Origin of the sequence: Acetobacter papayae (genome assembly GCF_047721125.1) — a bacterium.
GTDB lineage: Bacteria > Pseudomonadota > Alphaproteobacteria > Acetobacterales > Acetobacteraceae > Acetobacter > Acetobacter papayae.
Genome location: NZ_JBDNWF010000032.1, coordinates 19012 through 30799, shown reverse-complemented (window position 1 = coordinate 30799; position 11788 = coordinate 19012). Strand labels below are relative to the sequence as shown.

Below are 11788 nucleotides of genomic sequence, written 5' to 3'. Positions count from 1 at the left end.
AAAAACTATTCAACACAATAAAATAAAATATTTTAGATTAAATTTATTTTTATTGTTATTGCGTAAACAGTTCATGGTTTTCACTATGGTCTGGCAATTTATACCAAACAACATGACAACACCCAAAGGCCAGATTCCACAGACCGAATATTGCCCACCCCCTCAAAGTCAGCCACAAAAAAAATGTTCAATCTGACTTTGTGCGACATTCTGCCACATCATGCGACATAATGGTCGCATGATTGGAAATGCGCCACAGACTGAGAAAAACATCCGTTAAACCAAGGTTTTCTGCCTTCACTCACTAAGGCTCCCGAACGCAGAAAGTAGCCCCTCCAGATTTCGTGATATATTTACAACATCAGGAAAAATAGCAGTCCATTTTTGGTCATCCGATCAAAAAAACACGGAAAACCACGGTTTTCCCTCATTTTCACAGCGATCTTTGTGTTGCCGTTCCGAAACAAAACAGCTAGCTTCGAAATATCGGAGCACCCGAACCAAATTTTGGATAAAACCCCAGTATCTGTTGAGAGAAGATTTTCTTTCAGCCGTTTTGGGGGCAACGCCAAAGCGAGGCAGAAGGTTCCTGGCCAAACTCTGAAACCGGGAAAGGTTGATAAACGTGCATAAAGTTGTGAAGCAACAACGGAAACTGAAGCTGGCCCTTTGCATTGGCACTCTGTTTACAATCGTGCCATCCGCTGTCTTCGCGCAGATACCGGATCAGCCACTGAACGATGCGGAACGCCCGTTGGTGTCCCTTGCGCCCGCAGAGCAGGACAAGGTTGTGGAAGAACAGGCCCAGACGGGCAACATCTTCAAGCGTAAACCCGGTGCCAAGCACTCCTACTGGGATAACCTCGAAGGCCACCTGACGGTTGAAGCCGGCATCGCAGGTAACCCGTGGACGAAATCTGGCAGAAACTTTGCACAGTTTTATGTCGACCGCGCCAATACCGTACAGCTCAACCAGATTCTTGGCTCGCTCTCTCATCCTGTTGAAGACGTTGGTCACGGATATGGCATTGGCTTTGTCATCGAAGATCTTTATGGCTCGGATGGCCGCTTTGATCCGACGATTGGCATGGGGTCCGGCGCACTCAATGGCCTGTATCAGTGGGTGCCCACTCAGGCACACATTGATGTCAAATTTCCTTGGCTCTTCAAAAATGGCATCGATGTCCAAGTTGGGCAGATGTACGGTCTAATTGGAGCGGAAGGCACGCCCGCCTTGGCCCGTCCCTTCTACAGCTTTGGTTATGCATCGGATTATATCGTACCGTTCGAAATGATCGGTGTCGTCGCAACCATGCATATTACAGATCATTATGACTGGATTCTTGGTATCGACGCCGGTGAATCCACGAGCTTTGGTGCCGCCAGCAACAACAGCCGTCCAAAAGGCTGGTTCGGGTTTGCAGCCCACGACCTGATGGGCGGCAAGCTCAATGCCCATCTGATTGGCCATTTTGGTCCTGAGCAGAACAATCGAACAGCTCGCTGCACGGCTGATGGCTCCATGTGCAGTGCAGGTATTGGCAGACAAGCCAATGACTACGTGCAGGAAAACGCTGATGCTATGATCAGCTACAAACTGAACGATAAAATGACCGTCACAGTTGACGGAACATGGGTCCATGATGACTATCTGCGCGCTGATGCCTATGGCGTTACCACGTTCTTTGCATATGACATCAACCCCAACCTGACTTTTAATGCTCGTGGTGAAATTTTTCGCGACAACACCGGAGCGTTCATTACAGAGTATTCAAGCTACACGTCCTTCACCAAGGCAATCAGCAACCAGCCTTATCCCTACTATAACGCACTTCCCACTACTTACGGCGAGCTGACCGTAGGCGTTACTTATCGTCCTGAATTCATCAACAGAAACGTACATTTTGGCCAATTTACGTTCCGGCCGGAAATGCGACTGGATAAGTCTCTGAACGGCACAAACCCCTTCAACCAAGGCTGCACCAATGGTGCCCAGCAGTGCACCGTCAACAACGGCACAAACAACATGCTGTGGTTCAACGCCGATGCAATCTGGAACTTCTGATCAGCTCACTCTGATCTAACTCCAGACAAAACAGTAAGGCCTGCCTCGGGTAACCGAGGCAGGCCTTACGTTTTTACAACTTCGAAAAGTGCTCAAGACAGAAAAGCTCCTGCCGGGCTTTCAGTCCGCCTGCAGGGCTTCGCGCTTCATTTCCAGTTCCAGCCAGCGCTCTTCGCAGGCCGCAAGTTCAGCCTCAGCGGCCTGCAACTTTGCTGTGTATTGTTCAAAGCGGGCAGGATCGCGCCCATACAGGGTTGAATCCTGTAGTTTGTTGCGCAAATCAACAATACGCTTTTCAAGCTGCGCCATTTCTTCGGGCAGGCGGTCTAGCGCATATTGATCCTTGTAGCTCAGCTTTTTCGCAGCGCCACGCGTCGGTGTGGCCGCCTTCGAACCGGGGGCAGGGGCCGCAGCTACTACGGGTTCTGCCGTCAAAGGCTGCTGCTGCCGTTGCACCAGCATATCGCTGTAACCGCCAGCATATTCAATCCACTCGCCGCCGCCCTGCGTAGCCACCACAGATGTTGCGACACGGTCGAGAAAATCACGATCATGGCTGACCAGCAGCACTGTCCCTTCATAAGTGGACAGCATATCCTGAAGGATATCGAGGGTTTCAAGATCGAGATCGTTCGTTGGCTCATCCAGCACCAGCAGGCTGGAGGGCTTGGCTAGCGCGCAAGCCAGCATCAGCCGGCCGCGTTCTCCCCCCGATAGAGCACCCACAGGTGTGCGCGCCTGTTCCGGTCGGAACAGAAAGTCCTTCATATAGCCAATGACATGCCGCTTTTCCGAACCCACCAGCACCATATCCCCCCCGCCTTCGGTCAGGGTATCGGCCAAGGTACGTTGTGGATCGAGTGCGCGACGCTGCTGGTCGAGTGTTACCATTTCAAGCGACGGCCCACACATGATCCGCCCACTATCAGGCTCTTCATGGCCGGTCAGCAGCCGCAGAAGCGTGGTTTTACCCGCACCATTCGCGCCAACAATCCCTAGCCTGTCTCCCCGCAACACCCGCAGATCGAGATTACGGACGACCTGCTTTTCTCCCCAGGCTTTGTTAACCTCTTCGGCCACGGCAACGAGTTTGCTTGACGGGCCGGCCATCTGTGCATTCAGTGTCACGGTACCGGTGGCACGCACGGTTTCGCGCCGGGTCGCACGCAGGCCTGCGAGTTCGCGCACTCGCCGCACATTACGTTTACGGCGAGCGGTTACGCCATAACGCATCCAGTCTTCTTCACGCGCGATCTGCCGGTTGAGCTTGTGAGCATCACGCTCTTCCTGCTCAAGCAACTCCTCACGCCATGCCTCGAAACGGGCAAAGCCTTCATCCAGCCTCCGGCTGATACCACGATCAAGCCAGACAACCGAGCGGGACAGTGTGGCCAGCAAGCGCCGGTCATGGCTGATGATCACCAGTGCAGTGCCAAGCTCAAGCAGCTCGCGTTCAAGCCACTCGATGCTGGGCATATCCAGATGGTTGGTCGGCTCATCAAGCAGCAACACATCCGGTGCTGCGGCCAGCACACCGGCTATGGCGCAACGGCGTGCCTCACCACCGGAAAGGGTAGGGGTCTTTTCCTCCCCAGTCAGCCCAAGAGCGCCCAGCATGGCGGCTGCGCGCCATTCCTGCTGCGGGTCGGATATCTGGGCCAGCACGTAATCGAGAGTTGTCTGGTAAGCGCTCAGATCGGGTTCCTGCGGCAGATAGCTCAGCCGGGCCCCCGGTTGCAGGAAGACCGTGCCGGAATCAGGCTGGATCTGCCCGGCGGCTATTTTCAGCAGAGTTGATTTGCCCGACCCGTTGCGCCCGACAAGGCACAGTCGCTCACCGCGCCCCACGGCAAAACCCGCCCCCGCGAGCAACGGCTTGCCACCAAGGGTCAGGGAGATGTCCTGCAAGGACAGAAGAGGAGGAGCCGCCATGAAATATTGCCTGCCGGAAACGGGTGCTGTGACTACATGCCAGCCCGGCCCGGATGTTTCAGGCCTGGGTCAGGCTCGCACTGCTTACGGCCTGATAGGTTGCCACGGCAAGGGTCAGCGGATCAAAAGGCTTCGTTATGACAAAGCAGGGCTCCATGGTCTCCCCGGTCAGAAGGCGCTCAGGGTAGGCCGTTACATAAATGACAGGCACCTCAAACCCGGTGGTAATTTCCATTACGGCCGCCATGCCGTCGCCACCAACGCCAAGATTGATATCCGCCAGCACAAGGCCGGGGCGGGTTTTGAGAGCAATCTGCACGGCATCGGCCTGAGTATGCGCAACCCCCGCAACCTTGTGGCCGCATTGCAGCACCAGTTGCTCGATATCCGTGGCGATAATCGGCTCATCCTCGATAATCAGGACGGATGTCTGCACCCCTTTGTGCAGGAGAGCCTGTGCCTCCTCCAGTTCGCTCCGGGCGGTATCGGATGAGATTTCCAGAACCTGAGCCGCGACATCCACCCCGACTTCCTCCAGCGTTGTCAGCAGCAGCAACTGGCGCTGGCGGAGCGAAAGCTCACTGGCATACGGCGCGCGAGCGTGAGATGCTGGTTCATATTGCCGTGAAATGGCCCAATAAAGCTGCTGCAGCGGAGAAAGCCCGGCCATAGGCCGCTGCAAGGAGAGACCGCGCAGGCTTTCCGCAACCAGCAGATCTCCTGCTGGCTGGCTGCCCGTTAGCGCCCGTGCGTAACGTCTGCCATAAGGGAGGGCCTGAATCAGGCCGTCCCGTAGCGACTCTGACATGGCGATTCTCCTGCTGCAAAGGGTCAAGACAGTTATATTCGTTGACGCAATGATGACACGGCAAGCACTCTGCTGAAAGAGGTATCCGCTCTGACACATGACACCACCCCGCCGACAGCGCTCTGTGCACAGGCATTTCGGGCCGAACTGATGACCCTTGTACCGGCGTTAAGGGGCTTTGCGCGTTTTTGCGCGCGTGATCCAGCTCTGGCGGATGATCTGGTGCAGGAAACGGTTTTGCGGGCCCTTTCCAACATGCACAGCTACCAACCCGGACCGGATAGTCATATGCGCGGCTGGTGCCTTACAATCCTACGCAATCTTTTTTTGCAGCAGATCCGGCGGGGGAAAAAGGAAAGCGCAATTTTACAGCATTATGCCCACAACACCGACACGACCAGCCGACATGAAGAAGAGCGGCAGGCCGATAACGTGAACGAGCTCGAACAGCTTTTATGGCGACTGTCTCCCCTGCTGCGCGAGGCTCTGGTGCTGATCGGCGCCCAGGAAATGACCTACGCACAGGCCGCCGAAATCTGCGGTGTTGGGGTGGGCACGATGAAGGCCCGTGTCTCACGGGCACGGGCAACACTGCGCATGCTACTTGATGAAGGGCGTTCAGGAGACGAAAAAACACTTACGGAATAGAGAAACGCACAGCTTTCGAAATATTTTTTATCCGCATGTAACCTTTGCTGCGCGCCGGGCATTTCTTTTCCAGAAGGAACGCATTCCGGAGAACACAACAATGTCGGATACCTTTCACGACCAGATCGTTAATATCTTGCCAAAGCTGCGCGTGCAGGCTTTGGCACTGACCCGCAACCGCGCCATGGCGGAAGACCTTGTGCAGGACGCCGTCTGCAATGCTTTGTCTGCACAGACGAGCTTTATTCCCGGCACGAATTTTGGTGCATGGATGCACCGTATTCTCAGAAACCGCTTTATTTCCGACCTGCGCAAAAAGCGTGAGACAACGGATATCGACGATACCCCGCAGTCCCTGCTGGCCGTAGGCGCACGACATGATGACCGACTGGCCCTGCAGGAACTTGATGCCGCACTGGCACGCCTGCCTGACGACCAGCGTGAAGCGCTGGTGCTGGGTGTGCTAGAAGGCATGAGCTATCAGGAACTGGCCGAAATTTCCGGTTGTGCCGTAGGCACGGCGAAAAGCCGGGTTTTCCGTGCGCGGCGTCAGCTTGAGACTTGGCTGACAGCAGACACGCCCTCCGCCAGCCGCCGTGAGAGTGTAAAAAATATTTCAAGAAAAACGCTTTCGCATGAAAAAAATTGCCCCAGCCCCGTGCGAAATGGGCTGAATCATGGCACAGTTGAACAAAACAGATCCCGCGCCGTTGTGGCGGGGGTCTGACATTATGGCCAGAGCAGGACTCCTAACCAGAGAAATTGCGGCATTCTGCTCTCACGGTGCAGAGTGGAGCAATTCGGCGCCACCGGATAAGCACGGGCTGGAGTTCAGGTTGAGAACACGCATGACAGACACGCCACCTCCCCGGAAAACACGGAAAAAACAGGGAGATCAGGCCTTTGATGTCTGGCTGAAACGTGGCCTGCACCAATTGTTTGATGATGTCGTTAATGAGCCCATGCCAGAAGAACTGCTTCGTCTTATTCAGGAAGACCGCGCAAAGCAGGACTGACGGTTCTTGAAAATTTTTCTATGCTTGTTTGTCGCCGTCAGGCACTTCATGCAAAGTATGATGGCGATGCCCGGACGGTTTTTTAGCACCACCAGCGCGCGCATGCGCGTGTTGATCTGTCTTTCCGCGGTTCCTGTCATGGTTATTGCCGCCACACTGGCGTTACGCAATTACCGTGAACTCATGACTGGCAGCGCCCAAAGAGCTGTCGATGCTATCCAGAATCTGGATCAGCAGTTTCTGCATGACACGGACAGGCTCCGTAGCGCGCTCGAAACCATCGGCAATATGGATCTGACGCCAGACCAGATCGTACATGCCCTGAAACTGGCCGAAACCATTAGCGGGCAGCGCTACTGCTCCCTGTCCATTCTGGATGACGGCGGAAAGCCGATTGCTTCCGTAGCGCCGCAAGGCCCTGCCTGCGCGGATGTCGAGCAACTTGCCCCACCTGGCCCAGTGCACGGCACCCTGCTGGAAGCCGTGCAGAAAAGCGGCAACACGGAAGATAATGGCGCATTTCTGCGCATTACGGTGCCTGCACAGTTTCTCGATGTGCCAGAATCTCATGGCTACCTCATGGGCATTATCCAGATTTCACGCCCCAGCACCTATCTAAGAAACAGCTCCGGATGGGAGGTTTTCTCCGACAGCGCCAATCCCGTGCAGGCATGGCTGCTCATGCATAACGGAGAGCTGACCCCCGTATGCACGGATTGCCGATGGGAAACTCCGCTGCCGGATCTTGTGCATGCGCTACAGGCACAACTGGAACTCAAGGGCCACGGCACTGTCTCGCTTTCATCGCCACAGGGCGGTTATGCGCTCGGTGCCATTGCCGGGGGGGCAGATATTCTCATCGCCACCCAGCGAACCCCGCTGGAAAAAGAAGCCCTGCGCAACATGGTGTTCCAGATTGCGGCCATTCTGTTCGCACTTGCAGCAGGCCTTGTGGGGGTCACACTCGCCGCTAATATCGTGCTGGTCTGGCCATTGCGCAGACTGACCTACTCGGTGCAGAAATGGCAGGTAGAGGGTGTTTTTGACACGCGCATTACCCGTTCCATGCCGCTGGAACTGCAAAGGCTCGGTCAGGCTTTCACCAGAGCGACGCGCCGCCTTTCACGGCAGGAAAACCGGCTAAAAAAAGCCGTCGCCCATCAGGCTCTGCTGATGAAAGAAATCCACCACCGGGTTAAAAACAACCTGCAGATTGTCGCATCCCTGCTGAATTTGCAGGCCAACCAGATTTCCAACCCAGAGGCACGGGCGGAGTTTGCCCTTGCGCGAGACAGAATTCGCGCTCTGGCCACGCTGCACCGTACCCTTTACGCGGAAGACACACTCACCAGCCTGAACATGGCGGTCTTTCTCAAAGAGCTATGCGAACAGACCCTGCATATCGCCGGCGCTTATGAAGAAGGGCGGGTTACGCTCGATATTGCCTGCGATAATTTCTGGATGGACCCAGATCAGGCTGTACCGCTGGCCCTTATCGTCACGGAAATTGTTACGAACGCCATAAAATATGCTTTCCCCGATGGACGATGCGGCACCATTACCATGCGCCTGCACCGTGATGAGCATCAGGTCACTCTTTATATAGGGGACGATGGCATCGGGTTTGATTTTAATGAGGAGGCCCACACGCAGGGCATCGGCCTGCGACTGATCCGCGGTTTTGTCCGCCAACTCCGTGGCGTCATGGAGTATTCAAGCCGGGAAGGGGTGCAATTCACTCTCACCATTCCCATGAAAGAGAATGAAAGCACCAACGGTTACGATATGCCGTAGGCCCCATCGCCTCTTTCATACCCCCTTTGCACCGGTTTCTGACATTACGGACTGGTGAGGGCATATCGAGGGCGATATAAAGGCGGCCCATGAGTACTGAAAAAGCAGCATTACGCGGCTGGACACGCGCGCAGACACGGCTTGGCAAGGCTGCTGCACGCCCCGTCGTCTGTTACGGGCTGCTCTCCAGCCTTACAGGCATTGGCCAAATCTGGTGTGTGGCCACCATTCTGGGCCACGCACTGACTGGCTGGCGCACAGGCGCGGCTACAGGGGCTTTCCCTGTCTGGCCGTTTGTTCTGTTCCCCGCACTGGCGCTGACAAGAGCGCTTCTTACGATTCGAATGGATATCGGCGCGGCCCGCGCGGGCATAACGGCCCGCCGCCGCCTGCGTGCTTCCGTTCTGGCCTCAGTGCTGACAGGAGGGCCGGCCCTTTTGCGCCGGACATCCAGCGGTGCGCTGGCCATGACTGTCGTGGACCGGATTGAAGCGCTGGACGGGTTTTTCGGCCACTGGATCCCGGCTTCAATACTCTGGATCGTAACGCCACTCGTTATTCTTGTGCCCGTAGGGCTTGTGCAACCGCACGCGGCTCTTGTGCTAGGCCTGTGTGGTGCTGTGGTGCCGGTGGGACAGGCATTGTTTGGCATTGGGGCCGCGATTGCCTCACGCAACCAGTTTCTAGCCATGACACGCCTTCAGTCCCGCTTTCTGGATCGCGTGCGCGGTATCGCCACGATTGTGCTGGCAGGCCGTGCGGAGGATGAAAGCCGCAAGCTCGCACAGGCCGCCGAGGAACTGCGGGTCCGCACCATGAAAGTGCTGCGGGTTGCATTCCTGTCCTCCGCCACAATTGACTGCGCCATGGTGGCGGCTCTCATCCTGCTTGCCCTCATCGAGGGCAGGATAGCTCTGAGCATGCAGGCACAGGATTTTACCCCAGCGTTTGAGCACAGTGTCACAGCTGGTTTGTTCGCGCTGCTGGTCGTGCCAGAATTTTTCGCCCCTTTGCGGGCCATGGCCCTGGCCTATCAGGATCGTGCCCATGCACAGGGTGCGGCTTCAGCCATTCTCGATCTGCCTGAAGAACAGGCGGTTCCCGCGCCCGATGGTGCCCGCACCGTTCAGGCCCATGGTGTCATGCTGGCGTTCGACAATGTCAGCTTTACATGGGACCCCGCCCGTGGCTCGGCTCTCCAGCATATCAGCTTTACCGTGCCCGCTGGTGAAACCCTTGTGCTTGCAGGCGCATCCGGCTCCGGCAAATCTACCATTATGGAACTACTGCTCGGCTTTATCGAACCTGATGAAGGCCGCGTGTTGCTGAACGGCGCACCGCTGGCCTCCATCGTGCCGGATGCGCTGTCCCGTATGGTGTCATGGATCGGGCAGAAACCCGTTCTTTTTGCCGGAACCCTGCGCGACAATATCCTGTTCGCCCGCCCCGATGCCGACGAACAGGCCCTGAATGCCGCAATCCGGGCAGCCTCGGTCGATACATTCATCAAAGACCTGCCAGACGGGCTTGAAACCCGCATAGGGGAGGGCGGTTTCGGTCTTTCCGGCGGTCAGGCGCAACGGATTGCCATTGCCCGAGCCTATCTGAAAAATACCCCCGTTCTGCTGCTAGATGAGCCAACGGCTCATCTGGACCCAGCAACGGAAAAAAATGTCTTTGAAAGCCTGCAACGTCTGGCCGTTGGCCGCACGGTTGTTCTAGCGACACATTCTGCCGTGGCTCACATGTTCAAGGGCAGGCGGATTGACCTGCAACAGGGTCAAATCATCAACAGGCAGGGAGCCGTCAAGGTATGAGCGCGGACAGAAACAGCGCCCCGCGCACCAAGGCGGCCCCACTCTCTGACCGTCAGGCCATTCTGAGCATTTTCCATCTCTGGCGTGGCCAATCCATCCGCCTGCTGGTCGGGTGTGGTCTGGCCCTTATGGGCCTGTTATGCGCTCTGCTGCTCATGCGCGCATCAGGCCTGCGCCTAGCCGGATGCGTGCTGGGAGAGGTGATTGTCACAGCGGTTCTGCTCAAATGGGTAGGTGCTGGGCGGGTTATCCTGCGTTATGCTGAGCGCCTTTTTGCCCATGACGCCATGTTTCGTGCGCTTGCAGCCCTGCGTGTGTGGTTTTTCCGCTCACTGGCCCGTGGTGCTGCAGCCGGGCTTGGGTTCCGCCGCGCAGGCGACATGCTCTCGCGCCTTGTTTCCGATATCGGCACGCTTGACGGGCTCTACCTGCGCATTGTCATTCCGTTCACCTGCGCCTGCCTGACACTCCCTGTGCTTGTGGTCATGATCGGGGGCAACAGCCCGGCTCTTGCGGCGGTTATCGGCGTGCTATTTGCCTTTTGTGCCTTTGTGGTGCCTTGGGCCGTTGCCCGAAGCGGTCGCGCGGGAGCCGCGCGCCTGACGCATGATCTCGCACACCTGCGGATATCGGTACTGGATTTGGTATCCGGCCTGCGCGAAATTCGGGCTTTCGGGGCAGAAGGGCGGATGTTGGCCCATGTTCAGTCGGCAGATTCCACCCTGCTTAAAAGCCAGATGACTCAGGCCCGCCGCATGGCCATGGCCAGTGCCGGGTCCTTTCTGGCATCACAGCTTGCCACGTTCCTTATTCTGCTGGCCATTGCCGGAGTGATCTTTCCCATTTCTCCGCTCAAGGGTGTGGCCGCACTGTTTTTGACTGTGGCCGCTTTTGAAAGTGCTAGCACTCTCACGCGCGCGGGCCTGCAGGCTGGCGCCATGGGGGCCGCAGCCCGCCGTGTTGTCGAAGTTGCCTCCACGGCTCCGCCCATGCCTGCCGCACAGCAGCGTAACGCCCCTAGCGGCACTGATATCCGCTTTGAAGGCATCCGCTTTCGCTGGAATGATGACCGGCCATGGATTTTTGACGGGCTGACGCTGGATATCCCGGCTGGCAGCCGCATTGCCCTGCTAGGGCCATCCGGGGCAGGCAAATCCAGTCTGGCAGCCCTGCTGCTACGCGCCGCAGCCCCGCAGGAGGGGCATATTACGCTCGGCGGTATGGATATCAGCCAGATCAACCCGGACTCATTGCGCGCACGCATGGCATGGCTTTCTCAGGCCACGCATCTGTTTGACGATACCATCCGTGCCAATCTGCTGCTGGGCAGGCCGGAGGCTTCAGAGGATGACTTGTGGCAGGCGCTGGAACAGGCGGCCGTGGCCGACGTAGTCCGCAACCTGCCCGAAGGGCTGGATACGTGGCTAGGCGAAGGCGGGCTACGCCTATCTGGCGGGCAGGGCAGGCGTATCGCTCTGGCCCGCACCCTGCTGACCCGCGCCCCCATTCTTGTGCTTGATGAGCCCGCAACCGGGCTGGATGCCCAGACCGAGCAGGAATTCCTGTCCACGCTCAATACGGTCACGACCGGCCGTACCGTTATCCTGATTGCCCACCGGCTGACCGGCGTTGAAAAACTGGACAGAATCTGGCGGCTTTCTGGTGGCGTGGCCAAAGCCGCCGTAGCCTAGGCCACAATTTTGGACGA

The 11788-nt window shown here is 57.1% G+C and carries 10 protein-coding genes; 8 read left to right on the top strand and 2 right to left on the bottom strand.

Features of this window, described 5'->3' with window-relative positions:
• Window positions 1-196 (top strand): hypothetical protein (locus ABF757_RS09710; protein WP_415482007.1); only part of this gene is annotated, 196 nt, incomplete at its 5' end.
• A 477-nt stretch (window positions 197-673) separates the two neighbouring features.
• Entirely contained in the window at window positions 674-2065 is a 1392-nt protein-coding gene (locus tag ABF757_RS09705; protein WP_415482014.1) for an outer membrane beta-barrel protein, read from the top strand.
• Between the two features lie 120 nt (window positions 2066-2185).
• Here the strand turns inward: ABF757_RS09705 and ABF757_RS09700 are convergent, their stop codons facing one another.
• Together ABF757_RS09700 and ABF757_RS09695 are read right to left on the bottom strand one after the other, a co-directional pair.
• Window positions 2186-3997: an ABC-F family ATP-binding cassette domain-containing protein gene (locus tag ABF757_RS09700; RefSeq protein ID WP_415482005.1), complete on the bottom strand. Its 1812-nt coding sequence runs from the start codon at window positions 3995-3997 to the stop codon at window positions 2186-2188.
• Window positions 3998-4055: 58 nt separating this feature from the next.
• Window positions 4056-4805 carry a PhyR family response regulator anti-anti-sigma factor gene (locus ABF757_RS09695; RefSeq protein WP_415482004.1) on the bottom strand — a complete coding sequence of 250 codons (750 nt, stop codon included), beginning with the start codon at window positions 4803-4805 and terminating at the stop codon, window positions 4056-4058.
• A gap of 150 nt (window positions 4806-4955) precedes the next feature.
• Here ABF757_RS09695 and ABF757_RS09690 point away from each other — a divergent pair, with 150 nt between their 5' ends.
• The 6 genes from ABF757_RS09690 to cydC all read left to right on the top strand — a co-directional run bounded on the left by ABF757_RS09690 (window position 4956) and on the right by cydC (window position 11771).
• Entirely contained in the window at window positions 4956-5453 is a 498-nt protein-coding gene (locus ABF757_RS09690; protein WP_415482003.1) for a sigma-70 family RNA polymerase sigma factor, read from the top strand.
• A 100-nt stretch (window positions 5454-5553) separates the two neighbouring features.
• Window positions 5554-6180 (top strand): sigma-70 family RNA polymerase sigma factor, encoded by a 627-nt coding sequence (locus ABF757_RS09685; protein ID WP_025859693.1) that lies wholly within the window; start codon window positions 5554-5556, stop codon window positions 6178-6180.
• Between the two features lie 121 nt (window positions 6181-6301).
• Complete coding sequence (locus ABF757_RS09680; RefSeq protein WP_199897784.1) at window positions 6302-6469, top strand: hypothetical protein; 168 nt, start codon at window positions 6302-6304, stop codon at window positions 6467-6469.
• Window positions 6470-6571: 102 nt separating this feature from the next.
• Window positions 6572-8263: a sensor histidine kinase gene (locus ABF757_RS09675; protein ID WP_415482012.1), complete on the top strand. Its 1692-nt coding sequence runs from the start codon at window positions 6572-6574 to the stop codon at window positions 8261-8263.
• Between the two features lie 89 nt (window positions 8264-8352).
• Entirely contained in the window at window positions 8353-10080 is a 1728-nt protein-coding gene (gene cydD, locus ABF757_RS09670; protein WP_415482002.1) for a thiol reductant ABC exporter subunit CydD, read from the top strand.
• Window positions 10077-11771, top strand: a complete 1695-nt coding sequence (gene cydC / locus ABF757_RS09665; protein WP_415482001.1) for a thiol reductant ABC exporter subunit CydC — start codon at window positions 10077-10079, stop codon at window positions 11769-11771. The genes cydD and cydC overlap by 4 nt, the downstream gene beginning before the upstream one ends.
• Window positions 11772-11788: the final 17 nt, after the last annotated feature.

Coding starts and splice junctions, on each gene's coding strand:
- ABF757_RS09700 (WP_415482005.1), bottom strand. CDS start 3,997: ATGGCGGCTCCTCCTCTTCTGTCCTTGCAGGACATCTCCCTGACCCTT.
- ABF757_RS09695 (WP_415482004.1), bottom strand. CDS start 4,805: ATGTCAGAGTCGCTACGGGACGGCCTGATTCAGGCCCTCCCTTATGGC.
- ABF757_RS09690 (WP_415482003.1), top strand. CDS start 4,956: ATGACCCTTGTACCGGCGTTAAGGGGCTTTGCGCGTTTTTGCGCGCGT.
- ABF757_RS09685 (WP_025859693.1), top strand. CDS start 5,554: ATGTCGGATACCTTTCACGACCAGATCGTTAATATCTTGCCAAAGCTG.
- ABF757_RS09680 (WP_199897784.1), top strand. CDS start 6,302: ATGACAGACACGCCACCTCCCCGGAAAACACGGAAAAAACAGGGAGAT.
- ABF757_RS09675 (WP_415482012.1), top strand. CDS start 6,572: ATGCGCGTGTTGATCTGTCTTTCCGCGGTTCCTGTCATGGTTATTGCC.
- cydD (WP_415482002.1), top strand. CDS start 8,353: ATGAGTACTGAAAAAGCAGCATTACGCGGCTGGACACGCGCGCAGACA.
- cydC (WP_415482001.1), top strand. CDS start 10,077: ATGAGCGCGGACAGAAACAGCGCCCCGCGCACCAAGGCGGCCCCACTC.